The sequence below is a fragment of the Bacillus sp. FJAT-44742 genome (assembly GCF_002797315.1).
Classification (GTDB): Bacteria; Bacillota; Bacilli; order Bacillales; family Marinococcaceae; genus Thalassorhabdus; species Thalassorhabdus alkalitolerans.
In genome coordinates, this window is the sequence record NZ_KZ454936.1 from 431,838 (window position 1) to 456,757 (window position 24,920).

A 24,920-nucleotide genomic window follows, 5' to 3' on the forward strand; every position below is an offset into this window, starting at 1 on the left:
GAGCCTTTTCCGTTAATTAAATTCCATCATTTTAATTCTTCTTTGAATATAAACTTTACCGGCAGTCTCTCTCATTTCATCCCAGTCTTCAAAAATAGTTGTCTCTCCAATATATTCATTCCACTTCTCTGTTTCTGCAAGTTTATTAAATTCCTCTTCAGATTCGAATACAAAGCCGCTTTGGGCAATGAATACTTCAAAAGAGGAAACAGAAGTATATTGTTTCATAAAACTTTGGTCAAAGAGGTCAGTGATAGTTACGGTATTTTCTCTGCTTATTTCTTCGATCTTTTTCTGCAGTTCGTCAGATGCAGAATGATTTTCCTTCACGACCCTCACTCCTTCAATAATATATAAATTAAAAATAACATAAGAAAGCCGCTTTTAAAATAAAGGATTATGTGAACTCGTTTTTGAAACCTATCCTTACGAAGGAAGAAATAAAATAAGACTGAGAGAAAAAGGCTTACACACCACTCCTACAGAAAAAATAGGTGGCAGCAAATCTTCCATATTTCTACATGAAAAAAACTTTTTATATATAATATGCTAGAGGAATATAGTGGAAATGAACATAAAAAGAAAAGTGCTCAAATACTCTCTTAATAAGCGGGTAATTGACTTTTCGATAAAGGGGTAGTGTGGATCATGGAAGCAGCTGTTATGGTTCAAATGGAAGAAAAAATGTATTATGAGAAGCTTCTTACAATTGTTCGAGAAGCAAATCAATTTCAAAGCTATATTGTGTTTGAAACAAATGATGTGGTAATTAATGGAAAAAGTCTGATAAGTGTCAGCACCTTTTTAAAGCAGAATAATCAAATGACGGTAAGAGCAGTTGGAAACGATGCAAAGGATGCTGTGGAAGCAATTAAAAAGTTAATATGAAAATCGCATGGTTAACTTTCAGGCGGTTTTTTAGTTTGTTTTTGTGTAATTGAGGGAAATTACATATACACAAACTAATGTCCAGGTTTGTTTCTTGCTCAATAATAAATTCGGGTAAATCTATGAAGCAAGGACAAGAGTTACTATTAATAGGGGCCAGACCGCCAATGGACAACAAGAGCCAAATAAAAGGGCAAACTCGTAATGAGAGTCATTCTCTCGATTGCGATAACAAACATAAGGAGAGATGATATGTATCCCAAGCAAGCAGAATATGACCGGTTATTTACGATAGGAGAACAGGTATTGTATAAAGGAGAAGCAGCCCAGGTAACCGCAGAATATAAGCACGCCGTTTGTATTGAATTTGTTCATTATCCCATTGTAGAGAAAAAAGAAGAATTTCCTGACCCGCGAGTAGTTATTAAGAAAGACGCCTGCGAAAGAACATAATTTTTGATAAATAAACATACTGTACAGTATAACCAGGATTAAACTCCCGGTTATTTTTTTATGTACAAAAAGGCTGATGCCTGAATGTATGTGGCACTTAAAGTTATTTTGGTATATAATAATCTCGCTTTACCTAAAAAGGCCAATTAACATGAACGGGAATGGTGGATAGATGGAAGAAAAAGTATTTCACTTGGCTTTTCACCACTTAGTGAAAATGATTACACCGGAAGTAAAACAGACTATAACATTTAAAGTAGACTCTTCGATAAATACTCAGGCTGCGGCGATCCCTTCAATGGAAAATCACTATGAAATTAACGTGAATTCAAAAAAAGTGGTAGAAAATTATAAAAAGATTATCGTTTCTCATGGGATAAAGCTTGCTCAATTTAAAACCTATGTTTATATCATACTTCTTCATGAATTAGGTCATTGTACGAAACAAAAACAGGAAGATCCTTTGAAAAATTTTATAAAAGATCACAGAGAGGCTCTCAATGTTGGTGATAAAGTTCGTTATGTAAAGTCTTTAGATTTGTTTATTAATGATTACATAAAGGAGGAAAAAAGGGCATGGGATTGGGCCATAAATCATACCCCCGAAGCTGTTTGTGAAAAACAAACAGTCAAGGATTTAGCAAAGATTTTCGTTGAAGCATCGGCTTATAGGAAAAAAGAATGGAAAAAAGATAGAGTTTCTTTTTTTCATAGATTTTATTGAATAGGTTCAATCAATGGTTGAGAGTTTGTACAGGGAAGGATGAGGGGAAAGGTTACCAACACTTAAGAAAAGGAGAGAAAAAATGCTCGAAAAGGTAGATCTTTCTCTTAAAATGGACGAAGAAGTTTATAAAACGGAATTAAAAAAAGAGCAAATGAAATTACTAGCCCTTCAAAGAGCACTGGTTGAGCATAAGTTAGGCTGTATAATCGTATTTGAAGGCTGGGATGCAGCGGGAAAAGGCAGTGCCATAAAACGAGTTGTAGAAAAGATAGATCCTAGAGGGTTAGAGGTTCATGCTACTGGAGCGCCTAACCTGGAAGAAAAGCAGCACCATTACCTTCAACGGTTTCTTGACAGAATGCCTAAATACGAGAAAATCGGGATATTTGATCGATCATGGTACGGACGTGTGCTGGTAGAAAGAGTGGAAGAGTTGGCTGAAGAAGAAGAATGGACAAGAGCTTACGACCAAATTAATCAAATGGAAAAAATTTTTGCTCAAGAAGATTATTTTATTATTAAATTCTGGTTTCATATTTCTAAGGAAGAACAGTTAAAGCGGTTCAGGGAAAGGCAGAATAATCCTTTAAAGCGCTGGAAAATAACAGAAGAAGATTGGCGCAACAGAGAAAAGTGGGATGAATATAAAATAGCAGTGGAAGATATGCTTTACAAAACGGATACAAAACATGCTCCTTGGCATGTTATTGAAGGCGAGGATAAAAACTTTGCCAGGGTAAAAACTCTAAAAACAATCATATCGACAATTGAAGAAGGGTGTAAAGGACGGGAGATTGACTTAGGTCAATATTTTTAAAACCTTTAAGAGGAAAGTAAAAGAAAAAGGGACTCATGAGAGTCTCTTTTTTATGTAGGAAGACAAGGTTTATTTGATGCGAGAAGTTTCTTGCTGCTCCAGCCATTTTACAAAATGAGAGCCGTGGAAGACTGTGTTAGCTTCTTTTAAGAAAGCCATCAGGTCCGCTAGAAACTTTTGTTCAGCTTCGCCCTTATTAGCGTATTCCTGAATAAAGTCGTTAAATCGATGGGTTTTACCAGCTGATTCTTCGCGTAACTTTTCCCCTTGATTTGTTAAAGTTACATAAGAAACTCGTAAATCATTTGCTTTCTTTTCTGTTTTGACAAGTTCTTTATTTTTTAGTCTTTTCATGATTTGCATTACCGTGGAAAGGTCCCATAAACCGACTTCTGCTACACGTGACATTGTACATCTTCCTTCTATGTGAAGGATCCACAGGATATGCTGCTCTGCTAGCGTAATTCCTATTTCCTGTGCTGACTTTTGCCAGTCTTCTTCGATAACTTTATAAGCTCCCCTAAATAGATTTAAGTATGTATGAAAATTTTGTTGTGCTTCATTCATACAAAGTCCCCCCTCTTATATTTATGTAATCGGTTTATGGAAATCTTATATACATACAAGTATATAGTTTAATAAAAACATGATATCAAACTTACAGGAAATCTAGTAGCATTTAACATTATTTTGTAGAGAAATGCAGTTCTTTTCATAATATTTCCCTTACATACTGAATTACAGAATGTGTACCACAATTTTAAAGAAAAGATAAATTTATGTTTTAAAGCGAGGAAGTCAGGTAATGTAAGTGGTTAGTGTAAAGTGTTGTGGAGGTGCAAGCCATGGAGGGAGTATCTGTTCACACTCTTCTAGAAGCATACCGCTTAGCCTGTGAAAATGAGTTAGAGGAAGAATTTTTAGTATTGTTAGAAGAAGAAATAAGAAAAAGAGGAGAGGAAATCCCTATAACTGAAAAAGAAAATAGATAATGAAACTGAAAGAGAGGTAAATATACCCTCTCTATTTTTGTTTTCCATAAAAGGGATTATAATCCGTGGCGTAAGTCGTTTATAATAGTGATTACCTAAGCAGGAAATGAAACAGGAAGCGGTGGGAAAAAAGGAAATGAACGAAACGATAGTGATAGATTGGATGACAGAAAAAGACTGGGCACAGGTAAGGACCATATACGAAGAGGGAATTGCAACCGGAAATGCTACTTTTGAAACAAAAGCACCCGCGTGGGAGAAGTGGGATGAAAAGCATGCTAGAGAATGTCGACTGGTCGTACGCAGCGCCACTGCCATCCTTGGCTGGGCTGCCTTAACGCCGGTTTCAAATAGGAATGTATATGCCGGAGTTGCAGAAGTAAGTATTTATATAAGCAAAAAGAGTAAAGGCATGGGAGTAGGAAGCAGACTTTTGGCTGCTTTAATCGCAGAAAGTGAAAAGCAAGGGTACTGGACTCTTCAGTCCGGAATCTTTCCTGAAAATACTGCCAGCCTTAGGCTGCATAAGAAACAAGGTTTTCGTGAAGTAGGCAGGCGGGAGCGTATCGGGAAAATGAATGGAGTCTGGCGGGATACAGTACTATTGGAGAGACGAAGTGTAAAGATAGGCATGGATGATGAAATATAGTAATTGCAGGTTCGTATGTAATTAATTGATGGTGATAAGGAATCCAACGTAAAAAGGCCAGCAATTCTACTTATGCTGGCCTAGTGGGTATCCCACATCTTCTTTCTTTAAATCAATTTATTAATAACATTGGTGAAAATACAGCAGTGATACATAAAACAACAAAAGCCCTTCCTACTCTTTCGTCCTTGCGGCTCCAATGACCGCTCCAGTGTGATTTGGTCTACAACCATACTTGATCTTGTTACACATAATTATAAATTGGGTATCCAGCGTGAGAAGTGAAAATTAGAGGCTAATGATGTGGGAGTAAACTAATACCTCCTGTTAGAGGGTGAGGTGGTATTCGATCTATTATATCGTGAAAGGAATTAAAAAGCAAGATTATTATTTGATATAAGGTTTATTTAGATTGTTTTTTTATATACCATAAGACGCAACGGTCTGCCAAAAAACATGGGAACCATTTTACTTGACTGACCCTTGCCAGGTTACAACAACAGTGTTATGGTGTTTATATTGATATAAACACCATAACATGGGGGGAGTTAACATGGATTTTGCCACATTGCTGTGGGCCTATATTCTGGTATTTGCATTATCTGCTATTCCTTTTTTTGAAGCTTATGCGGTTATACCTCTTGCAATCATAGCTGGTTTATCGATTTTACCATCCATTGTCATTGGTTTAGCTGGAAATCTGTTGACAGTGCTTTTTTTAGTCCTGTTTATTGAACAAATTAAAGCATGGAGGAAGAAACGCAAAGGAGTAGAACAAGAACAGCATCAAAGCAAAAGGCATAAAAGAGCACAGAAGCTCTGGCAAAGATACGGGCTTCCAGGGTTGGCAGTCATTGGGCCGCTTTTTGTCGGCAGTCATCTTACTGCTTTTATGTGTGTGACTCTTGGAGGCTCAAAACACAAAACGGTTTATTGGGTGTTAGGAAGTATTTCTCTTTGGAGTATTGTCTTTTCTGTTTTGGCTTATTATGGAATTGATCTATTGGGAAATCAGGAAGATGGCTTTATTAGAGGTTTTTTTGAATAATTACAGGTCATAGAGATATGAAGAGAAAGGAGAGGTTAGGATGATAGGGCAAGCCCTCTGGCTGGTGAGAAAGGAATTGAAACATAATCTATGGGCATTTGTTTTTACCCTTGTTTTCACCGCTCTCTGTGGCGTTGTAACGATGTTTTTTCTCAACCAGCTGGCAAGAAATGAATTTGTTACGGAAGCTGGGAATATCAATGGCATCCTGCTTGATGTTATATTTGTAGGGATGACTCCATCTTTAGCAGCCCTATATATGTCAAGCCCTTACTTAAGCTTTCGGACAGTTAAAGAGGACCCCTTTAACAAAAAGATGGCATTGCTTAGAGCTCTGCCCATTCCGATAAATGTATTGACACTGAGCAGAACCCTTGCGATGGTAATAATCTTAACGGTCATGTCTATTGTTTTTTACCTTATTATAACAGCAGGGTTATCGAATGAGTTTTTCACTTACATAACGAGGCAAGAATTTATTCTATTTATTCTTTTTTGGTTTGGCTATGCTCTATTTTTAGGGGGATGGAATCCCTATGTAGAATATGGTTTAAACGGCATCATGCTCTATCTTTCACCCTATATTTTTTTACTTGTTTTATTGATCGCTATCATAATAATTTCCGTTTTTACAGGCCGTGGAGTTGTCGAGTGGAGTTTTTTGTTAATAAGGCAGTATGAATGGATAGCAGCTTTGTTTTCTTTAGGGGCAGGAGCAGCAGGTGTTGTTATCTGGAACCAGCTTCTTAAACAGCGCCTGCTAAAAAAAGATTTCTTATAATATCTGAGGGAGGAGGCATTATGAAATTACCGATACGTGTATCTGAGGAGAGCAGGGAGCCTCTTTACCATCAAATTGAAACTCAACTTCAATCGTTAATTGTCAGTGGTAAATTGCCTCCAGGAACTCCTCTTCCATCGATTAGAGCCCTGGCCAGTGAACTTTCCTGCAGTGTTATCACAACAAGGAAAGCATATCAAAATCTTGAAGGCAGAGCCTTGATCAAAACCATACAGGGAAAAGGCACATTTGTAAAAGAAGTGGAGGAGCAAAGAAAAGAAGATACCAAACAGCAAGTAATAGTTTCTGCGTTTCTTAAGGCGGTGGAACAAGCTGACCAGGTAGGCTCTACTCAAGCTGAAATGAAAAGCCTTTTTGATCAAGCGCTTCTCCAATACTTTGATAATAAAATCAATAAGAGTAAAGGGGGAAAGGAAGATGAGTGATCATTTAGCGGTAGAGGTAAATGATGTAAAAAAATCATTTGAAAAATTCACCCTGGGACCAGTAAATTTAACCTTGGAAAAAGGGTTTTCACTCGGTATAGCAGGAGCTAATGGTTCTGGAAAAAGCACACTGTTTCGTCTCTTAGTGAATATTCTTCAGGCTGATGAAGGTACTATCCATTTTTTTGGAAAATCTACTGTAGCAAGTGAAAGTCAACATAAACAAAACATTGGGTTTTCGGGAGAATTAGTAGAGGCGTTCTCTCACTTGACTATTAAAGAACTGGCTTCCTATATTTCATATTGGTACCCAAAATGGGATCATGAAAAGTACTCTTATTTCCTTCGCAGATATCTCATTGATGAAAAAGAAAAGTTTGGGAAATGCTCAAAAGGAACAAAGAAAAAGGTAGAATTTATTTTCAGTCTTAGCCATAACCCAGATTTGCTATTACTTGATGAGCCTTCGGCAGGAGTGGATATCAACTCACAAAAAAAGATGAAAGAAGACCTTGTGGCTTTTATGGAATATGAAGGAAAGTGTCTTGTAATAGCAACTCATAATGTGGCTGAAATCGAATCCCTTTGTGACTTTATAGCAGTTCTTCATAATGGCAGTCTTCTTTACCACGATAACAAAGACAGCTTTTATGAACATTGGGCATGGCTTTGGGTGGATAACGTGCCAGAGAGCATTCTAACACACCCGAATACCCTCAAGATTACACACTCTTCCCCGATACAAATTCTTACAGACAATGTACAAGCAATTGAAAATGAGCTTCTGCAAGAAAGTACCACACCATTACAGGTTCAAAGGCTGTCCATTGAAGAGCTTATTGTATATTTTTCCGAGAATGAAGGCGCAACTCAAACAGAGAGTTTTTAGAAAAGAATCACCTAAGGTGCTTCACGTGACATAAAATATTAAAGATAGATTACTTTAGTGAGAGCTCTACGCTCTCTTTTTTTTTGATTATTTCCATCACTGAAGAAAAGAACTATTCAATATTAGAGCGGCTGGACTGAAGATAAAATTCTTGGATATTCTTAAAAACAGGGTGCTTAAACTGACAAAAAATGAAACAAAGACTGATTTTGTTGAATTCCGCAACCTGGTAAAATAGTATAATATACATGGACTACACTACGTTTTTAATAGGAGCTAAAAAATGTTTCAAAATATAGAAGAATGTGTAAAAGACCTGGAAAAAAGCGGACAACTTGTAAGGATTAAAGAAGAGGTGGACCCCTATCTTGAAATGGCGGCTATCCATCTAAAGGTGCATGAAGCAGGGGGGCCTGCTTTGTTGTTTGAAAATGTAAAAGGAACAAATTATCAGGCAGCCTCTAACTTATTTGGAACGGTGGAAAGAAGCAAGTTCATCTTTCGCGATACACTTGAGGCTACACAAAACGTAATTGCAATGCGGAATGACCCTATGAATGTGTTGAAAAATCCATTCAAGCACATTGGTACAGGGCTGGCAGGCTCAAAAGCTCTTCCGCAGAAAAGATCAAGCAAAAAGGTAATGGAGGAATTTGACGAAATCCAAATTTCAGACCTTCCGATGATTCATCACTGGCCAGACGACGGAGGGGCATTTGTCACTCTCCCACAGGTCTATAGTGAAGACCCTGAAAAACCAGGCATCATGAACGCTAACCTTGGGATGTACCGAGTACAGCTGAGCGGGAATGATTATGAAATGAATAAGGAAATTGGACTTCATTACCAAATTCACCGTGGAATTGGTGTCCATCAGGAGAAAGCGAACAGACTAGGTGTTCCGTTGAAAGTCAGCATCTTTATTGGCGGCCCGCCTGCCCACACCTTATCATCCGTCATGCCTCTTCCTGAAGGGTTGAGTGAAATGACGTTTGCAGGCCTTCTTTCTGGGCGGAGATTTCGATACAGCTATGTCGATGGGTATTGCATCAGCCATGATGCTGATTTTGTTATTACCGGGGAAATTCACCCGGAAGACACGAAGCCTGAGGGGCCATTTGGAGACCATTTAGGTTACTATAGCCTCGTGCACCCTTTTCCAGTCATGAAGGTACACAAGGTATATGCAAAGAAAAAAGCTGTATGGCCATTTACAGTTGTAGGCCGACCGCCTCAGGAAGATACGGCATTTGGCGATTTAATTCATGAATTGACTGGCGAAGCTGTGACACAGGAGATTCCTGGTGTAAAGGAGGTTCATGCGGTAGATGCTGCAGGCGTTCATCCTTTATTATTTGCTGTCGGCAGTGAACGATACACTCCTTACCAAAAAGTGAAACAGCCAGCAGAGCTGCTTACGATTGCTAACCGCATTCTAGGCACAGGACAGCTCAGCCTGGCTAAGTATTTATTTATCACTGGCGATGAAAAAAGAGAAATAGAAACTCGCAGAGAATCAGATTTTCTTGCCTATATGTTAGAAAGAATTGACTTGCAAAGAGACCTCCATTTTCAGACCAATACAACAATTGACACCCTCGATTATTCAGGTACTGGTCTGAATACAGGAAGCAAGGTAGTGATTGCTGCCTATGGCGACAAGAAAAGAGACTTGTGTACACAAGTCCCTCAGCCGCTGAAGGAGACTAAGGAATTTGTAAATCCTTTATTGGTTATGCCTGGAGTCGTAGCAATTCAGGGTCCTGCTTTTTCAAGTTATGACCACGCAGAAAAGGAAATGCAGCAGTTTACTGCAGCGATTGAAATGCATGATTCTGTTCTTACTTCACCTATGATCATCGTTTGTGATGACAGTGAATTTGTCAGTCGTACGATTAGTAACTTCTTATGGGTAACGTTTACAAGAAGCAATCCTTCTCATGACATCTACGGGACAAACAGTACTTATAAACATAAGCATTGGGGATGCGACAGCATGATCATTGATGCTCGCAGCAAGCCTCACCACGCTCCTCCTCTTATTTCTGATCTCTCAGTGGAGCAAAGAATCCAGAGGTTTTTTGAAAAAGGTGCCAGCTTAGAGAAAGTAAAGGTCGATTGAGGACGATTCCCTGCACCGGTGCAACAGGAGGAGTTTGTACTGCCAGGTTACATGCCGTCATGTAAGGCTGCCTCAGATTTCCTGTGACCCCTATTGAGTGTTTAACTTGACGAAAGAAGGTCGCGAGCCCTCTCATGGGCTGCGGTCTTCTTTAGGTTCTGGGGGAAACCTCCCTTGTTTTCGTCTATAACCTGCAGAATAAGTCATTGGCAGCGTTATACATAAAAAATTAAATGAAACAACCAATAAATAGGGTTACATGTGATCCATTGGTGCTTTGCCAAAATGAATTCTGGGTATGTATAAAAAAGCGGGTGTTAAGTGGGAACGACTTCTTCCAGGAGGGAGGTACTTATGAAAGACAACTCTTCTATAGAGACGGATCGGCAACAAAGAGAAGAAACTGAAGAAGAGACCAAACGTTTAGGGCTTGTGCCGTCTCCCGAGCTTCCAGAGGATATAGCGAATTCAGTGTCTGAAGATTTGTCGGACCTTCTTTCGCGATATGTGGATGATCGAGTTACCTGGGAGGTTGAAGTGGTAGCGGACCCTTTAATAGGAGTGGCAGGCGATTCGCTGAAAATTCTGGATGAAACAGAACGCTGCAAGCAAGAGGAAGGATGGGAGTATGCGGTTTGTATTACAGATCTCCCTATTTTTCATAATAGACGTCTAGTCGTAGCAGATGCGAGTGTAAAGCGTAATGTAGCAATGATTTCTCTTCCTTCTCTTGGAGCAACGCCAATGAAAAGAAGAGTCCGTGAAGCGATTATCCAGCTTGCCAATGAAATGTACCATGGCAGCTCTGAACAGGCTCGCAGGAGCCAGCAAAAGCAGACAAAAGAGAGAGACAGTGAGGATGACAGTCAGAATATACGGGGACAGGGTGCCAAACAACTGATGGGACAGCGACTGGCTGAGCGGATGTCACCGATAAAGAGAAAAACCTATGATGAAGACTCAGAATTTGACGTACGCTTTCTCGTAGACTCAAAGATCAGCGGGAGCATCAGAATGACTTCAGGAATGGTTCTTGCAAACAGGCCCTGGACCATCTTTCCATCCTTTAAAAGAGTTGTGGCAGGAGCTTTTGCCACCGGAGCCTATGGGCTGATCTTTCCTACCTTGTGGCTTCTTAGCGGTGCATACGGAATTCCTAGATTTATGATTCTTATGATTACTGCAATGAGTGCTATGGTTATTTGGATCATTGTCGCTCATCATCTCTGGGAAACGGTTAAAGAGGGAAGTTCTCGATATCTGGTAAGGTTATATAACATTGCAACAGCGCTTACTCTTATTGTTGGGGTTTTGTTTTATTACTCCGTCCTTTTTCTTCTCTTTTTAATAGCTGTGTCGATATTTGTGCCGGCAGGATTGCTGGAATCTGAGTTAGGTCATGAGGTATCTTTTGCTGATTATGTTTCCTTGGCCTGGCTGACAACTTCGATTGCTACAGTAGTAGGGGCAGTAGGAGCAGGCCTTGAAAGTGAAGAAACAGTGCTCAAAACCACATATGGATACAGACAGAGAAGAAGAAAAGAATGGCAGAAACAACAAGAAAAAGAAGCAAATAATAATACCAGCAGTGATTAGAATACTGCTGGTATTTTTTATGTACCATCACTTGTATATTTAGATAAATTGAATGGTTTCATTTGCAGATGAAGGGTGAATGCAGTCATGACAGGAGAGCCTTTCTTTTTATTTTATTTCATTTAGAAACCATTTCCCTCGTTAGTCGTATAACATATGAACAGGGGGTTACATAGAGTATGATTGCTTCGCTTATAATTATTGGAGTGTTTATTGTGCTTGGGATTATTTTGCTGAATGGCAAAGGTTCCTTCCTGATTGCTGGTTTTAATACGTTGCCCAAGGAAGAAAAGGAGAAATATGATACAACTGCTTTATGCAAATTTATGGGGAAGATGATGCTTGCGCTGTCATTTAGCATGTCTCTTTGGGTTTTCAGTGAAGCATTAAAGGTAAGATGGTTATTTATCATTGGTGTTGTTCTCTTTATCAGTCTCGTTTTCTTTACCCTTTTTTACGTGAATACAGGTGACAGGTTCAAGAAAGAGAATCTTTGATAATGTGAAAAAGGCGCAAAGGAAAAGGTGAAAAAGTAAAATGGAGGTATCTGATCGTTTGGGTTTGCAACAAAAATAAAGTCTGTTTATATAAGGGAGGTAACAGTAAAAGGAAAATACATAGTAAGTGGACCACCATCAAGTACAAAAACTCTAAGGAAATTTCTCTGAAATAATTAAATGAAAAGGGAAAGAGGGGAAGAACTAGTGAACGTAAATGATATGAAAATCAAAATGTCTGTAGATGGAAAGAACGGGATTTCTTTTTTGCTTTCTGGCTTAGGGGTATGGGCTGCCATAACCCTCATATTTGTACTGCCTCTAGATTTATATTATAAAAATATTCTGATGCTGTTATCTACTGGATTGATGTTTCCCTTATCTATAGCTATTTCAAAAGGATTAAAAGCAGATTGGAAGTTTCTAAATAATCCGTTAGGTGATTTGGGAGTTTATTTTAATGTAGGGCAATTCCTTTATTTCCCTATCATTTTCTGGGCTTTTGCACATAACCCTTCTATGATGGTTATCTTTTTTGCAGTTATTACAGGTGCACACTTTTTCCCCTATGGCTGGTTATATGATTCCAAACCTTTCTATGTTCTATCACCAATCATGTCCATTATTCCAATAGTTATTGGATGGAATATAAATGAAGGAGCTTTATGGTATGTTCCTTTGACATTTGCCATTCTATTAGCTTTACTTATCTTCCTGCTTATTAAGGATTACAAGAAAAAAGAGTTACTCCTTCAAAAAGAACCTTCCATTTGAGGCAGGTACTTCTGCAAAGCTATACTTGTGTTCAGAGTTCCTTTATTATTATAATAGTGAAAATAGTCTGATTGTCGTCCATTTTATTAAAGTGGACGTTTTTTGAGAAGAAATCTCAAAAGTAGCATTATCATATTCCAACTGTTCTTTAAAGTGAACCACTAAGATTAGGAGGATTTATCATTGCATTTAAAGGAAGTGCCAACGGAAGTATTGCTTGCTGCCTATCGTTCTGCTCAGCATTACGAATTAGATAAGGATTTTTTGGATATTTTAAAAAGCCATATCATAGAAAGAGAAGCAGAGGCAGTCACTGAAAGGGAAGAAGAGATGAGTTTGCGGTAACTACATAAATATTTACTGAGAAAAGTGTTTTTGTTCACTCAAAAACGCTTTTTTTGCTTTGTCATTTCCTGTAAGAAAAGCATTGTATACACCTGTAACTTGTACTTTCAACAAATGAAAGGTTAGAGGGGGATATATAGTGCACAATCGTTGTGCTTTGTAGGAGACACTTAATCAGAAACACTTCTGAGCGATAGTGAATCATCAGGCTGGAGATATCGGGAAATTTTTGTTATTTTCTCTCAATTTTGTTTATAAAGTTAGCTTTTGTGAAAAGTTACATAGAAAGGTTGAAAGCCACGTCTAATAAGTTGGAGTGAAATTAATTGAGTATGGAAAATAAGATTGCGGGTTACGTAGGCAGGATGATTAGAAACCATTTTGGAAAGGGACCTAAAGCAGTCTACGTTACGATTTCTTATCCCTACATCACTATATATCTAGAAGACTTCCTTGGCCAAATGGAAAGTGTTTTACTCAGGAAAAACGATCAAATGACCGTTTTGCACATTCGGGAAAAGTTGATGGCCGCGCTCTTACCGGAAATTAAGACATTTGTCTATGGGATTACGGATCTTGAAGTCAACGACTTTTACTATGATTGGAACCTGGATAATAGAACAGGAATGTTCATGGGGACGTTGGCAAAAAAAGAAGAAGGGGAAAGCTTCAGTAAAGACTTTCTTAAAAAAGAGTTACTAGAACAAGAAGTGATAGCTGTAAGTAATGAAGTACAGAAAGCTCCTGAGAGAATATATTCAGCACAAGTCAACGACCTTTCATTTCTGGTGATTAGAGAAGGTATATTACTACCCATTGAAAAAGAAATGATCTTCTTAGGTTTTGGAGAGGATTTAAAGGTAACAAAACGAAGATTGGAAAAAAGAAACCTTTACGAAGGACGCCGTTTTGAAAAAATATTCAATAGGAAAATTAATGATATATTTGTGGACTGGGAGACAAAACTGGATAAAAGCATAACTACTTTTATCATTGATCCTAAAAAATAACATGCCCATAGGAGTGGCTAATCCAAAGAAAACCTTCTTTGTTTTTTTATTAGAGTGCTATATGTCTTTGAGCTGGTAAATGATTTTTAGCGTGGATAAAATAATCTCGGGTTGTTTGCTGGCAAAACTTAATTTCTTGTTGAAATGAACCAACAGGTTGAAGTCTGACTAAGACCATTGCCGTAAAAAGGTGAGGACGGCTTATTTCTAGGGTCAAAAATGAATACAAGGCACTGAGTTAACATAAATGACAAATTTTCAACTTGCACAAAAGAGAAGTGTAGCGTATAAAGAATAATAGATTAATGAAAATGTTTGATATTTAGTTTAATCAGGTCTATTTTTTCTTAGTGAATTGTTGGAATTTTTAAACGTGTTCCTTGGATGTTGTCGAATAAATCAGTAATAACAGGGTTTGATTATTTATTGTTTACTGAAAATTAAACATATATTTATAAAACCAATTGAATTTATAGGAATAATAGAGATATAATAAGAAATAATCATTTCTTCTTTGTTTAGAAAAAGAGGATTATGTCGAACTCAGTCATTTTACATATAATGACACATAATAAGTTAATTCCTTTGTGAGGTGGGTTTTGTTGCAATTTCAGGTAATGAACAGTCCGTTTACTCAGGAGCAGGCAGAGCTCCTCAATCGTTTACTGCCATCATTAACAGAAGCTCAAAAGGTGTGGCTGAGCGGGTATTTAACAGCCACTAGTCAGTCAGCAGCGACAGCTGAAGCACCAGAGGCGCCGGCACCACAGGCTCCAGAGGCGTCCCAGGCTGTCAGTGAAGCACCGCCAATTTCTAAAGAAGTGACTATTCTTTACGGCTCTCAAACCGGGAATGCTCAAAGCTTGGCGGAAAATGCCGGAAAAACACTTGAAGGTAAAGGTTTTGAAGTAACTGTCTCTTCCATGAGCGACTTTAAACCGAAGAATCTAAAGAAGGTTGAAAACCTTCTTATCATAGTAAGTACTCACGGAGAAGGCGAGCCGCCGGATAATGCAATTTCATTTCATGAGTTTCTTCATGGACGCCGTGCTCCGAAGCTTGACGACTTGAGATTTTCAGTACTGGCCCTTGGAGATACGTCATACGAATTTTTCTGTCAGACAGGAAAAGAGTTTGATCAGCGTCTTCAGGACCTTGGCGGCACCCGTCTATATGACCGAGTGGATTGTGACCTTGACTTTGATGAACCGGCTGCTGAGTGGCTCGAAGGAGTCATTGCAGGTTTAAATCAAGGACAGGGCGGCAGCATTGAAGCTACTCCTTCCGCAACAGCTGCAGCACCGCAGACTGTTGAAACGAATTACTCCAGGTCAAATCCGTTCCAGGCAGAAGTGCTGGAAAACATTAATTTAAATGGCCGCGGTTCTAATAAAGAAACAAGACATCTGGAATTGTCTCTTGAAGGCTCTGGGCTTGTTTACGAACCAGGAGACAGCCTAGGGGTATATCCTGTCAATGATCCTGCTCTTGTTAATGAGCTTTTGGAAGAACTGAAATGGAACCCTGACGAGACAGTGGAAGTAAAAGGGGAAAACCTAACGCTCAAAGAAGCTCTTACTAAGAACTTTGAAATTACTGTGTTGTCAAAGCCGCTTCTTGAAAAAGCAACTGGCTTTTCTGATAATGAGAACTTGAATGAGCTTTTAGCTCCTGGAAATGAAGACAAAGCAAAAGAATATATTAACGGACGCGACTTATTAGACTTAGTCCGTGACTTTGGACCATGGAATGCGTCTCCTCAAGATTTTGTTTCGATCTTACGGAAAATTCCAGCCCGTTTGTACTCTATTTCAAGCAGCTTGAATGCATACCCAGATGAAGTGCATCTGACAATTGGCGCTGTTCGTTATGAAGCCCACGGGCGTGAGAGAAACGGCGTATGCTCTATTTTATGCTCCGAGCGTCTGCAGCCGGGAGACACCGTTCCGGTTTACGTTCAGAATAACCAAAACTTCAAGCTGCCAGAGAACCCGGAAACGCCTATCATTATGGTGGGACCAGGGACAGGCATTGCGCCTTTCCGCTCCTTTATGCAGGAAAGAGAAGAAATCGGTGCGGAAGGAAAGTCCTGGGTATTCTTTGGAGAACAGCACTTTGTTACGGATTTCCTTTATCAGACTGAATGGCAAAATTGGCTCAGTGAGGGAGTATTAACAAAGATGGATGTAGCATTTTCACGGGATACCGATGAGAAAGTATACGTTCAACACCGGATGCTTGAAAACAGCAAAGAATTGTTCCAATGGCTTCAAGAAGGGGCAGTGTTCTATGTGTGCGGAGATGAGAAAAAGATGGCTCACGACGTCCATAGCACACTCATTGAAATCATTGAAAAAGAAGGCGGTATGAGCCGTGAAAAAGCGGAAGAGTACCTGGCCGATATGCAGCAGCAAAAACGTTATCAACGAGATGTATATTGATTTGGGATTGAAGGGAGTAATATCAACATGGTGAACGATAGATTAAAAGCACCAGACGGACCGCCAAGTGATGTGGAACGTATTAAGGAAGAAAGCAACTATTTACGCGGAACATTAAAAGAAACAATGCTGGATCGCATAAGTGCAGGGATCTCAGATGATGATAATCGTTTAATGAAGTTTCATGGGAGCTACCTGCAAGACGACAGAGACTTAAGAAATGAGCGGCAGAAACAAAAGCTTGAACCAGCTTATCAGTTTATGCTTCGGGTAAGAACTCCTGGGGGAGTCGCTACACCAAACCAGTGGCTGGTTATGGATGAGCTGGCTCAGAAATACGGGAACGGCACATTGAAGCTGACGACTCGCCAGGCGTTTCAAATGCACGGTATTTTAAAGTGGAACATGAAAAATACGATTCAGGGCATCCATAATTCATTATTGGATACCATTGCAGCCTGTGGTGACGTAAATCGTAATGTTATGTGTAATCCAAACCCCTATCAATCTGAAATTCATTCAGAGGTCTTTGAATGGTCCAAAAAGCTGAGTGATGATTTACTGCCGCGCACGCGAGCGTATCATGAGTTGTGGCTGGACGAGGAAATGGTAGCTGGAACGCCGGACGTAGAAGAAGAAGCAGAGCCAATGTATGGCCCTTTGTATTTGCCAAGGAAGTTCAAAATTGGTGTAGCTGTACCTCCTTCTAACGATGTTGATATCTTTTCTCAAGACTTAGGCTACATTGCAATCATAGAAGATGGAAAGCTCATTGGATTTAATGTAGCAATTGGCGGAGGCCTTGGGATGACTCATGGTGATACAGAAACTTATCCCCAGGTTGCTAAAGTGATTGGCTTTTGTACACCTGAGCAGATTTACGATGTAGCAGAAAAGATTATTACAATTCAACGTGATTATGGTAATCGTTCTGTCCGTAAGAATGCACGCTTTAAATACACGGTTGACCGTCTTGGTCTTGATACGGTAATTGAAGAGCTTGAAAATCGTCTTGGATGGAGCCTGGAAGAGGCAAAGCCTTATTCCTTTGACCATAATGGAGATCGTTACGGCTGGGTGAAAGGTGTCAGAGGAAGATGGCACTTCACGTTGTATGTAGAAGGCGGACGTATCGCTGATTATGAAGATTACAAGCTGATGACCGGTCTACGTGAAATTGCAAAAGTCCACAGAGGCGATTTCCGCCTTACGGCTAATCAGAATCTTGTCATTGCGGACGTGTCCAGCCAGAAGAAGAAAGAAATTAATGAGTTGATTGAGCAATATGGTTTAACAGAAGGAAAGCATTATACTGCACTCCGCCGAAATTCAATGGCTTGTGTAGCCATGCCGACCTGTGGATTGGCTATGGCGGAAGCAGAGCGTTACTTACCTTCTATGATCGATAAAATTGATGAAATTGTGGATGAAAATGGTCTTCGCGATGAAGAAATCACCATCCGGATGACCGGCTGTCCAAACAGCTGCGGTCGTCCTACTCTTGCAGAAATAGGATTTATCGGTAAGGCACCAGGAAAGTACAATATGTACCTAGGTGCAGCCTTTGACGGCAGCCGCTTAAACAAAATGTACCTAGAAAATATCGGGGAAGAAGAAATTCTAAGTGAGTTGAGAGTACTTCTTTCAAGGTATGCTAAAGAACGCAGGGAAGGCGAGCATTTTGGTGATTTTGTTATTAGAGCAGGCGTTATTGAAGCTGTGACCGATGGAACGAATTTTCATGCTTAATTAGAATTAATAAAGGTCCCTTATTCTCTATACAAAAGAGTATAAGGGGCTTTTTTTGTAAAGGAAGATGGAATTTATTAATAGTACTTTTCCTCAAGTATCGTTTTCCTTTCCCTTATAAGACCGTAAGCAAGCATACCAAATCCTGTGATAACGAGCAGAAGTTCAATAATAAAAGCTTCCGGACCATATGTAAGACGATGAAGATGAAATATCCAATGTATGACGATAATATCAAACGTCGCAAAAAAGCCTGAGGCAATGAGGACACCATGGAAAAAAGAAGGCGGAAAGAAACGCCAGGAGATAAAATAAAAAAGCAATGTGACTGCTCCGGCAAAAGCCAGAACCCCCAGCCTTTCTCCCGTCGTTTGGGCAGGAAACCCAAAAGCTTGAGCCTGATATTGATGAAACAGCAAGTCTACATAAATAACACCAAAGAAGTAACTGATGAAGCGAGCCAACATGGTGCCTCCTTTCTCTCGTTACTATTTACCTGTGCTTACATTTAAATTTTCACATCCCCCTTATATCTTTTCTTTATTTTTTCCAACAATCCTTCATGCATTTCGATCACGTACCTGAATATGCATTGATACTCTGGAAGGAACATAAAATAATGTTTTGAACAAAAGAAGAAAAACTATTTGATAACCTGATAACAGGCTTTGTCCGGTAGTGAAATACAACGATAATATATGTCTACGCGTGGTATATACTGGCCGACATAAAAGGCTGCCCCGTTAATGGGACAGCCGCAGATGACACTAATCTATTTTTACTAACTCTACAGGTCCGTGGTCATCACAGTGGTCCCCATGTACATGGTGCAGACGACCATTGACAAGAAAGTCATAGTGATCGCCATGAGGCACAACCTCGTGACCGCAGTCATCATTGTGAGTACATCCGCAGTTCATGGGGGCACATTTGTCAGGGTTACTTTCTGTTACTGAAATTTTACATTCGTCCCAATGGCCGTTGTGCTCGCGGTGAAGGTGGCCCTCATGAACGTAATCAATATGGTCACCATGTTTAATTTTAGTGTGCCCGCAAGACAAGCTGTGCTCGTGGGAATGTTTTTCATGAACAGAGTGATCATGCGCCATTCCTATTACCTCCTTTTTATTATTATTTCACCTTTTTAAACTCATTATCCGAATCATACATACATAAAACGTAAGATTGGGAAAAGAGAAGATGGACAAGGCAAGGAATCAATGATACGATTTACTAAAATTATACATGCAATGGAAATAGGTGCAAGGCACATACTGCCTGCTTAATAGGGAAGTCCGGTGAAACTCCGGCACGGACCCGCCACTGTAAGGGGGGCCAATGTAATGATTGGCTTTCTCAAGTAATCTCACTGGGTAACACCCGGGAAGGGATGAGAGGATAACCCCCAAGTCAGGAGACCTGCCTATTTCAACATCACTGTTGACCTACGGGAATTAGGGAGGTGGTTAGATGCTGCACAAAAGTGTGCCTTCACTTGAATATAACCTTAATAGGCGTGACGAGCCTTCCAGATATATTTGATGAGAAGTAAGCGTTTCTAACCCCCCGGGGTAGAAACGCTTATTTTTTTGGTAAAGGAGTGGTTGCAGGCAAATATAAAAACACACAAATAACACGCATTGGTATGAAGAGGAAAGAAATCTTTACAAAAAGAGGAAGCGTCCTTATAATTCAAAATATAAATCGTAATAATTACTATTTGAGGATGCTGAGGAGGAGAAATGATATGAAGTGGAGCAAAATATATCCGTTGTCTTTATTACTTGCCGGAACCCTTATTTTGGCAGCATGTGGTGCAGAGGGGGATACTGAAACCGGAGCTGCTGAAGCGGATGGAGATTCTTTGTCCCAGGATGAAGCAGTGGTCATTGAAAACAATGGAGAAGAACTTACATTTGAAGAAGCACCCCAGCGTGCGGTGACATTAAACCAGCACGTAACAGAAGTAATGCTAGCTCTAGGGCTTGAAGACCATATGGCAGGGACTGCATATTTAGATGACGGCATACACCCCGATTACAAGGAGGCATATGAGAGTGTGCCTGTTTTGGCAGATCAATACCCTTCCCAGGAGCCTTTTTTAAATGTGGAACCTGATTTTGCTTACGCAGGATGGGAAAGTGCTTTTACAGAGGACAATATAGGAACCTTTACTCAGCTCCTTGAGTACGGGATCACCCCTTATCTTCATGAATCTTCCTCAATGGTTGGACCAACTCTTGATGATGTCTATCAGGATATTACGAATATAGGCCAGATATTTGGAGTGGAAGATAAGGCTGAGGAATTAATTTCTACTATGGATCAGCGAATTGCTGACGTTCAAGCGCAAATAGACCCGGATACAGATGATCCCTTTAAGGTATTTGTATATGATAGCGGGGAACAAGAGCCCATGACTGGCAGTCAATTTTTTATGACAAACTTAATTGAAATGGCAGGCGGTACTAACATATTCTCTGATGCTTTGGACCAAAACTGGGGGAACGTAAGCTGGGAAGCAGTGATTGAGGAGGACCCTGAATGGATCGTTATTGTTGATTACGGGGAAACAACAGCAGAGCAGAAAAAAGAATTTTTGTTATCATATGATGCTTTGGAAAGTGTGACAGCAATACAAGAAGAGAATTTTGTAGTCGTTCCCTTATCTGCGGCGGCTGAAGGAGTCAGAGCTCCTGAAGCGTTTGAGTTGATGGCAGAAGGATTTTACCCGGATATAGATGACGAAAATTAGGTGACTTTCTTATGAGCGGTATAGCAAAAACTTATGAGACTACCCCTTTATCAGGGAAAGATAAATTGGAGGAAAAACAGCTAAATAGGAATAAAGTTGCCTACATGCTTTGGCTCAGCGGTCTTCTAGGATTACTGTTGATATCGATAACTGCAGGGGTGATGCTGGGACCAGTTGCTATTTCCCCTGAAGCAGTATGGGGAATCATTGTTTCGAAGGTTCCGGTTGTGGGTGCGTGGATCACAGCCGAGTGGACTCCTGCTCATGAACACATCGTTTGGGATATCCGCTTGCCCAGAGTGCTTTTGGGTGCTGTGGTAGGAGCAGGGCTTTCTATTGTAGGTGTGGCTATCCAGGCCCTGGTTCGAAACTCCCTGGCCGACCCTTTTATTCTCGGTGTGTCTTCTGGTGCTTCTGTTGGAGCTACCTTGGTGATTCTGTTTGGAGCGTTCAGTGTATTTGGTCAATATGCTCTTTCACTTGCTGCGTTTTTAGGAGCATTAGTTTCCATTGTTCTGGTTTTTTTGTTAGCGCAAGTAAATAAAAGAATTTCTACAGTGAGGCTCCTTCTAGCCGGCATAGCCATTTCCATGATATTGAGTGCAGTGACGAGCTTCATTGTTATTTCTGCGCCTAGAGAAGAAGGAATTCGAAACGCTCTTTACTGGTTGATGGGCAGTTTAGCCGGCGGAACCTGGGGGAACCTGTCGATTCCCTTAGCTTCTCTTGGTATTGTGTTTCTTTTTCTTTGGCTTCAATCACGTTCGTTAAATCTTCTCCTTATGGGAGAGGAAACGGCAGCTACGTTAGGGATGAATATTGATCAATTCCGAAAGATCCTTTTAGTTATTACCGCCCTTCTTACTGGGGTTTTGGTAGCCGTCAGTGGAGCCATTGGCTTTGTAGGGTTAATGATTCCTCATATAGTGAGGCTGCTTATCGGCTCAGACCATAAAAGGGTGCTGCCGGTCAGTGCTTTGCTTGGAGCGGTATTTCTAATATGGGCTGATATTGGAGCAAGACTGATTGCTGCACCAGAGGAAATGCCCATAGGTATTCTAACCGCCTTATGCGGAGGACCGTTTTTTATTTGGCTCTTGCGAAGAAGTACATACTCGTTTGGGAGTGAATCATAATGCATGTAAAAGTAGAAGATCTTTCAAAAGATTTATCAGGTGAAAAAATACTGCAAAACATTAATTTACATGTAGATACAAATAAATTTGTCGGGATAGTGGGACCTAACGGCAGCGGGAAATCTACGATGTTAAAAAGCATTTATCGGCACCTTAAGCCTGACTTTGGCGTTGTGGAAGTAAACGGTGAAAATATATATAGCTGGACGGCTAAAAAAACGGCGAAACATATGGCCGTTGTCAGCCAGGAGTCAAGTGTTCCCTTCGATTTTTCGGTAAAAGAAATGGTACTTATGGGCAGATCCCCTCACAAACGATTTCTGGACAGAGATAACATAGAGGATGAAAAAATTGCAGAAAAAGCATTATCAGAAGTGGGGATGCTTTCGTTTTCCAGAAGAAGCTTCGCCTCGTTATCAGGTGGGGAGAAACAAAGGGTTATAATTGCCAGAGCGTTAACACAAGAGGCCGATGTCCTTGTTTTGGATGAGCCGACGAATCATCTCGATATTCAGCACCAGCTCCAAGTATTAGATCTGGTTAAGTGTTTAAAGCAGACGGTAATAGGAGCACTACATGACTTAAACTTGGCTGCAGCATACTGCGATAAGATCTACGTCCTTAACCATGGAGAGATCTATGCATCAGGAACCCCACAGGATGTATTCACCACTGAGCTAATGAGAGAAATTTTCGGCGTTGAAACTGTAGTAATGGAGCACCCCATAACCAAGAAACTTGCTATTACTTATTTATCTGAAGGGATGCATTCTTAACAAAGGAGGCAATTTATTTATGGCGACTTGGAATTTATCAGAAACTTCCCACCACATTTTGATATGTAACGGGGGAAGCTGTATGAAGAAAGGTGGAGAAGAAGTTACTTCAGCAATCAGGGAAGCAATTAAGGACCTTGGAATAGACGACATGGTTCATACGACAAGAACACGATGTAATGGAAGATGTGAGGACGCTTGTGTGGTCATTGTCTACCCAGAAGGTATATGGTATCAAGGTATTAGTAGACAAACAGGAAAAGAAATTATAACAAAGCATATTCAGGAAAAAACGATACTGGAAGACTCATTAACTTATCAATATAGTGATGGTGGTTTCTCGCGGCAGCAAGAAGCACCAGCAGGGATTTACAAAAGAGATATAAGATAAAAAGATAACCTGTAAATATACAGGTGAACCGTTTCTTCTACCCGGATTGTGGCTAGAGAAGCAGATTCTATGGGAGAATATAAAGGATTTGCTTCTGGATAAGACGGATATGAGGAGTTTGTTGGCCTGAGCCAAGCTTACATCAAAGGTATGAGACAGTGCATGTTCTAAAGGATGGTTAAATACATGCTCGATAAGATAACCAGGCCGCACCAGAACAATATAAAAGTGGAAATGAATAGTTTGGGTTTGGAAGATTGATTGATATAGGACAATGACATATGTTGTCTCCTTTCACAGTTTACCAGTCTTTTATGGCAGCAAGGCGGGAGAAGAAAACATGAGTATTATTAGTAGTATGACAGGAAAGAAGGAAAAAGTGGAAGTGAAAGTCTGTGAATGCTATAGGTGAAACAATGTTCTCTAATTAAAAAAAGCATTCCGAGGAATGCTTTTTCAATAATTTATGATAAACGTTCAATTTCAATTTCAGTACCGTCTGCAAAAGTGATTTCAAGGCCGAAGTCATTAATCTCTTCTGGCACAAGTCCAAAAACAGCTAACACCTCATCAGCAATTTGAGCCTCGCTCATTTGACTGGAAATATTCAATTGCGCCAGCATTTCCTCCATATGCTGTACAGCCCAGTCACCGCCTTGATCAGCTTCTTCTCCATGTTCGTGCTCCACTTTTGCATCCACATCATTGGTGGTTCGTTTATATTCCCATTCTACTTCATCGTCGTATATCGTTCTAACCTCAAGATCAAATTCCCGAATGTTATCAACGTTAGTTTGAAAAGCTTGACCACCGAAGTTGTCTTGTGCATTCATGCCGGTCTGATTTCCAGCCTGGTTTCCGGCTTGGTTTCCTCCTTGACCTGCTGCATCGCCTCCATTACATCCTGTACTCATAAAAGTTAACATTACAGCTAGAAAGAAAACGGCACCACGGGTGAATTTCTTCAATGTCATCGCTCCTTTGGCATATTTATACTTTTAGAGTGTCTAGAAATTAATAAATTATGCTCACAAAAGGAGGATGAGGAAAATATAACTGGGTGCAGGCACTGGAAAGAAGAGGGTAGCTAAATCAATGGAAACCCTTGTTACATAGGGGAAGTATCATTACAAATATTACAAACCTAGATGGGGTGCCAGGCACCCCCTATTCGTTTCGTCCTGCTTCGATCAGTAAAAAGGTAGCGGTTATGATGTGCATAATCATTCCGACAATCGGAATCCATGCTATGCAGGAGGTGACAATACCCAAAATATGTCCTGTTTTCTTTCTGCCTTCATTCGTTGTGATCACTAACGCTACGATATGTAATGCAAGCATAATTAATAATGGTACCCAGTAGAATCCTAAAACGATCGTTGCTCCGAGAATGGGAAAGCCAAGCAATGCTTCTAATCCTCCTGCTACCCACTTTAATACTCTACCTGCCATTCCAACACCTCCTTTGTTTGCTTTTTCCATTATACTCACAGCGCTTATTATATTTAAATGAAATAAGTTCGGCCTTTTATCAAATTTATGAACAGGTAAGCAGCAATATGTTTTTTAGTGGCGTCTTCCAATGACAGCAAGAGAGAATCAATTTCAGCATTTTGTTATGAGCAGAAGACAACACAA

At 40.0% G+C, this 24,920-nt stretch carries 28 protein-coding genes and 1 riboswitch; of the genes, 22 read left to right on the forward strand and 6 right to left on the reverse strand.

What is annotated here, in order from left to right:
* Positions 1-12 precede the first annotated feature (12 nt).
* Complete coding sequence (locus CEF17_RS02155; protein ID WP_100398087.1) at positions 13-330, reverse strand: hypothetical protein; 318 nt, start codon at positions 328-330, stop codon at positions 13-15.
* A 318-nt stretch (positions 331-648) separates the two neighbouring features.
* Here CEF17_RS02155 and CEF17_RS02160 point away from each other — a divergent pair, with 318 nt between their 5' ends.
* From CEF17_RS02160 to CEF17_RS02175, 4 genes are all read left to right on the forward strand, one after another.
* On the forward strand, positions 649-888 hold the full coding sequence (locus tag CEF17_RS02160; protein ID WP_100398088.1) for an HPr family phosphocarrier protein: 240 nt from the start codon (positions 649-651) through the stop codon (positions 886-888).
* A 252-nt stretch (positions 889-1,140) separates the two neighbouring features.
* Complete coding sequence (locus CEF17_RS02165) at positions 1,141-1,341, forward strand: hypothetical protein (RefSeq protein WP_100398089.1); 201 nt, start codon at positions 1,141-1,143, stop codon at positions 1,339-1,341.
* A gap of 172 nt (positions 1,342-1,513) precedes the next feature.
* Positions 1,514-2,065: a hypothetical protein gene (locus CEF17_RS02170; protein ID WP_100398090.1), complete on the forward strand. Its 552-nt coding sequence runs from the start codon at positions 1,514-1,516 to the stop codon at positions 2,063-2,065.
* Positions 2,066-2,147: 82 nt separating this feature from the next.
* Entirely contained in the window at positions 2,148-2,885 is a 738-nt protein-coding gene (locus CEF17_RS02175; RefSeq protein ID WP_100398091.1) for a polyphosphate kinase 2 family protein, read from the forward strand.
* Positions 2,886-2,954: 69 nt separating this feature from the next.
* On the opposite strand, the gene CEF17_RS02180 is transcribed toward CEF17_RS02175, so the two are convergent.
* Complete coding sequence (locus CEF17_RS02180; protein WP_100398092.1) at positions 2,955-3,452, reverse strand: MarR family winged helix-turn-helix transcriptional regulator; 498 nt, start codon at positions 3,450-3,452, stop codon at positions 2,955-2,957.
* A gap of 278 nt (positions 3,453-3,730) precedes the next feature.
* Here CEF17_RS02180 and sda (CEF17_RS02185) point away from each other — a divergent pair, with 278 nt between their 5' ends.
* From sda (CEF17_RS02185) to cysI, 14 genes are all read left to right on the forward strand, one after another.
* Positions 3,731-3,877, forward strand: a complete 147-nt coding sequence (gene sda, locus CEF17_RS02185; protein ID WP_100398093.1) for a sporulation histidine kinase inhibitor Sda — start codon at positions 3,731-3,733, stop codon at positions 3,875-3,877.
* 136 nt (positions 3,878-4,013) lie between these two features.
* Positions 4,014-4,526, forward strand: coding sequence for a GNAT family N-acetyltransferase (locus CEF17_RS02190; RefSeq protein ID WP_198508859.1), 513 nt, complete (start codon positions 4,014-4,016; stop codon positions 4,524-4,526).
* A gap of 553 nt (positions 4,527-5,079) precedes the next feature.
* Positions 5,080-5,574, forward strand: coding sequence for a small multi-drug export protein (locus CEF17_RS02195; protein ID WP_100398094.1), 495 nt, complete (start codon positions 5,080-5,082; stop codon positions 5,572-5,574).
* A 40-nt stretch (positions 5,575-5,614) separates the two neighbouring features.
* Positions 5,615-6,355: a hypothetical protein gene (locus CEF17_RS02200; protein WP_100398095.1), complete on the forward strand. Its 741-nt coding sequence runs from the start codon at positions 5,615-5,617 to the stop codon at positions 6,353-6,355.
* A gap of 20 nt (positions 6,356-6,375) precedes the next feature.
* Positions 6,376-6,801: a GntR family transcriptional regulator gene (locus tag CEF17_RS02205; protein WP_100398096.1), complete on the forward strand. Its 426-nt coding sequence runs from the start codon at positions 6,376-6,378 to the stop codon at positions 6,799-6,801.
* The gene (locus tag CEF17_RS02210; protein ID WP_100398097.1) at positions 6,794-7,690 is read left to right on the forward strand and encodes an ABC transporter ATP-binding protein; all 897 of its coding nucleotides are present in this window, start codon (positions 6,794-6,796) and stop codon (positions 7,688-7,690) included. The genes CEF17_RS02205 and CEF17_RS02210 overlap by 8 nt, the downstream gene beginning before the upstream one ends.
* A 283-nt stretch (positions 7,691-7,973) precedes the next feature.
* Positions 7,974-9,812 carry a UbiD family decarboxylase gene (locus CEF17_RS02215; protein WP_100398098.1) on the forward strand — a complete coding sequence of 613 codons (1,839 nt, stop codon included), beginning with the start codon at positions 7,974-7,976 and terminating at the stop codon, positions 9,810-9,812.
* Positions 9,813-10,166: 354 nt separating this feature from the next.
* Positions 10,167-11,408, forward strand: coding sequence for an MFS transporter (locus CEF17_RS02220; protein ID WP_100398099.1), 1,242 nt, complete (start codon positions 10,167-10,169; stop codon positions 11,406-11,408).
* Positions 11,409-11,587: 179 nt separating this feature from the next.
* Positions 11,588-11,905 carry a DUF3784 domain-containing protein gene (locus CEF17_RS02225; RefSeq protein WP_100398100.1) on the forward strand — a complete coding sequence of 106 codons (318 nt, stop codon included), beginning with the start codon at positions 11,588-11,590 and terminating at the stop codon, positions 11,903-11,905.
* A 207-nt stretch (positions 11,906-12,112) separates the two neighbouring features.
* Positions 12,113-12,679 (forward strand): DUF7010 family protein, encoded by a 567-nt coding sequence (locus tag CEF17_RS02230; protein ID WP_100398101.1) that lies wholly within the window; start codon positions 12,113-12,115, stop codon positions 12,677-12,679.
* A gap of 183 nt (positions 12,680-12,862) precedes the next feature.
* Positions 12,863-13,024: a sporulation histidine kinase inhibitor Sda gene (sda, locus tag CEF17_RS02235; RefSeq protein ID WP_100398102.1), complete on the forward strand. Its 162-nt coding sequence runs from the start codon at positions 12,863-12,865 to the stop codon at positions 13,022-13,024.
* 332 nt (positions 13,025-13,356) lie between these two features.
* Positions 13,357-14,034 carry a Na-translocating system protein MpsC family protein gene (locus CEF17_RS02240; protein ID WP_232725554.1) on the forward strand — a complete coding sequence of 226 codons (678 nt, stop codon included), beginning with the start codon at positions 13,357-13,359 and terminating at the stop codon, positions 14,032-14,034.
* A 602-nt stretch (positions 14,035-14,636) separates the two neighbouring features.
* On the forward strand, positions 14,637-16,475 hold the full coding sequence (locus CEF17_RS02245) for an assimilatory sulfite reductase (NADPH) flavoprotein subunit (protein WP_100398104.1): 1,839 nt from the start codon (positions 14,637-14,639) through the stop codon (positions 16,473-16,475).
* A gap of 27 nt (positions 16,476-16,502) precedes the next feature.
* Positions 16,503-18,224, forward strand: coding sequence for an assimilatory sulfite reductase (NADPH) hemoprotein subunit (gene cysI, locus CEF17_RS02250; protein WP_100398105.1), 1,722 nt, complete (start codon positions 16,503-16,505; stop codon positions 18,222-18,224).
* Positions 18,225-18,301: 77 nt separating this feature from the next.
* Here cysI and CEF17_RS02255 read toward each other — a convergent pair whose 3' ends face one another.
* Both CEF17_RS02255 and CEF17_RS02260 read right to left on the reverse strand, forming a co-directional pair.
* Positions 18,302-18,688, reverse strand: a complete 387-nt coding sequence (locus CEF17_RS02255; RefSeq protein WP_100398106.1) for a DUF2243 domain-containing protein — start codon at positions 18,686-18,688, stop codon at positions 18,302-18,304.
* Between the two features lie 303 nt (positions 18,689-18,991).
* Entirely contained in the window at positions 18,992-19,333 is a 342-nt protein-coding gene (locus CEF17_RS02260) for a hypothetical protein (protein WP_100398107.1), read from the reverse strand.
* 132 nt (positions 19,334-19,465) lie between these two features.
* Positions 19,466-19,665, forward strand: a riboswitch (cobalamin riboswitch).
* 306 nt (positions 19,666-19,971) lie between these two features.
* Here CEF17_RS02260 and CEF17_RS02265 point away from each other — a divergent pair.
* Genes CEF17_RS02265 through CEF17_RS02280 form a run of 4 tightly spaced genes read left to right on the forward strand, consistent with a single transcriptional unit; the run spans position 19,972 to position 23,282 of the window.
* Complete coding sequence (locus CEF17_RS02265) at positions 19,972-20,979, forward strand: ABC transporter substrate-binding protein (protein WP_100398108.1); 1,008 nt, start codon at positions 19,972-19,974, stop codon at positions 20,977-20,979.
* An 11-nt stretch (positions 20,980-20,990) separates the two neighbouring features.
* A complete protein-coding gene (locus tag CEF17_RS02270) occupies positions 20,991-22,115 on the forward strand; it encodes a FecCD family ABC transporter permease (protein ID WP_442857424.1) in 1,125 nt (374 codons plus the stop codon).
* The gene (locus CEF17_RS02275; RefSeq protein ID WP_100398109.1) at positions 22,115-22,891 is read left to right on the forward strand and encodes an ABC transporter ATP-binding protein; all 777 of its coding nucleotides are present in this window, start codon (positions 22,115-22,117) and stop codon (positions 22,889-22,891) included. The genes CEF17_RS02270 and CEF17_RS02275 overlap by 1 nt, the downstream gene beginning before the upstream one ends.
* Positions 22,892-22,910: 19 nt before the next feature.
* A complete protein-coding gene (locus CEF17_RS02280; protein ID WP_100398110.1) occupies positions 22,911-23,282 on the forward strand; it encodes a (2Fe-2S) ferredoxin domain-containing protein in 372 nt (123 codons plus the stop codon).
* Positions 23,283-23,746: 464 nt separating this feature from the next.
* Here CEF17_RS02280 and CEF17_RS02285 read toward each other — a convergent pair whose 3' ends face one another.
* Positions 23,747-24,256 (reverse strand): YusW family protein, encoded by a 510-nt coding sequence (locus tag CEF17_RS02285; RefSeq protein WP_100398111.1) that lies wholly within the window; start codon positions 24,254-24,256, stop codon positions 23,747-23,749.
* Positions 24,257-24,449: 193 nt separating this feature from the next.
* Complete coding sequence (locus CEF17_RS02290; RefSeq protein WP_198508861.1) at positions 24,450-24,734, reverse strand: hypothetical protein; 285 nt, start codon at positions 24,732-24,734, stop codon at positions 24,450-24,452.
* Positions 24,735-24,920 lie beyond the last annotated feature (186 nt).

Bases quoted from the DNA above. Each gene is read 5' to 3' on its own strand.
- CEF17_RS02160 (WP_100398088.1), top strand. From the start codon at position 649: ATGGAAGCAGCTGTTATGGTTCAAATGGAAGAAAAAATGTATTATGAG.
- CEF17_RS02165 (WP_100398089.1), top strand. From the start codon at position 1,141: ATGTATCCCAAGCAAGCAGAATATGACCGGTTATTTACGATAGGAGAA.
- CEF17_RS02170 (WP_100398090.1), top strand. From the start codon at position 1,514: ATGGAAGAAAAAGTATTTCACTTGGCTTTTCACCACTTAGTGAAAATG.
- CEF17_RS02175 (WP_100398091.1), top strand. From the start codon at position 2,148: ATGCTCGAAAAGGTAGATCTTTCTCTTAAAATGGACGAAGAAGTTTAT.
- CEF17_RS02180 (WP_100398092.1), bottom strand. From the start codon at position 3,452: ATGAATGAAGCACAACAAAATTTTCATACATACTTAAATCTATTTAGG.
- sda (WP_100398093.1), top strand. From the start codon at position 3,731: ATGGAGGGAGTATCTGTTCACACTCTTCTAGAAGCATACCGCTTAGCC.
- CEF17_RS02190 (WP_198508859.1), top strand. From the start codon at position 4,014: ATGAACGAAACGATAGTGATAGATTGGATGACAGAAAAAGACTGGGCA.
- CEF17_RS02195 (WP_100398094.1), top strand. From the start codon at position 5,080: ATGGATTTTGCCACATTGCTGTGGGCCTATATTCTGGTATTTGCATTA.
- CEF17_RS02200 (WP_100398095.1), top strand. From the start codon at position 5,615: ATGATAGGGCAAGCCCTCTGGCTGGTGAGAAAGGAATTGAAACATAAT.
- CEF17_RS02205 (WP_100398096.1), top strand. From the start codon at position 6,376: ATGAAATTACCGATACGTGTATCTGAGGAGAGCAGGGAGCCTCTTTAC.
- CEF17_RS02210 (WP_100398097.1), top strand. From the start codon at position 6,794: ATGAGTGATCATTTAGCGGTAGAGGTAAATGATGTAAAAAAATCATTT.
- CEF17_RS02215 (WP_100398098.1), top strand. From the start codon at position 7,974: ATGTTTCAAAATATAGAAGAATGTGTAAAAGACCTGGAAAAAAGCGGA.
- CEF17_RS02220 (WP_100398099.1), top strand. From the start codon at position 10,167: ATGAAAGACAACTCTTCTATAGAGACGGATCGGCAACAAAGAGAAGAA.
- CEF17_RS02225 (WP_100398100.1), top strand. From the start codon at position 11,588: ATGATTGCTTCGCTTATAATTATTGGAGTGTTTATTGTGCTTGGGATT.
- CEF17_RS02240 (WP_232725554.1), top strand. From the start codon at position 13,357: ATGGAAAATAAGATTGCGGGTTACGTAGGCAGGATGATTAGAAACCAT.
- cysI (WP_100398105.1), top strand. From the start codon at position 16,503: ATGGTGAACGATAGATTAAAAGCACCAGACGGACCGCCAAGTGATGTG.
- CEF17_RS02260 (WP_100398107.1), bottom strand. From the start codon at position 19,333: ATGGCGCATGATCACTCTGTTCATGAAAAACATTCCCACGAGCACAGC.
- CEF17_RS02265 (WP_100398108.1), top strand. From the start codon at position 19,972: ATGAAGTGGAGCAAAATATATCCGTTGTCTTTATTACTTGCCGGAACC.
- CEF17_RS02270 (WP_442857424.1), top strand. From the start codon at position 20,991: ATGAGCGGTATAGCAAAAACTTATGAGACTACCCCTTTATCAGGGAAA.
- CEF17_RS02275 (WP_100398109.1), top strand. From the start codon at position 22,115: ATGCATGTAAAAGTAGAAGATCTTTCAAAAGATTTATCAGGTGAAAAA.
- CEF17_RS02280 (WP_100398110.1), top strand. From the start codon at position 22,911: ATGGCGACTTGGAATTTATCAGAAACTTCCCACCACATTTTGATATGT.
- CEF17_RS02285 (WP_100398111.1), bottom strand. From the start codon at position 24,256: ATGACATTGAAGAAATTCACCCGTGGTGCCGTTTTCTTTCTAGCTGTA.
- CEF17_RS02290 (WP_198508861.1), bottom strand. From the start codon at position 24,734: ATGGCAGGTAGAGTATTAAAGTGGGTAGCAGGAGGATTAGAAGCATTG.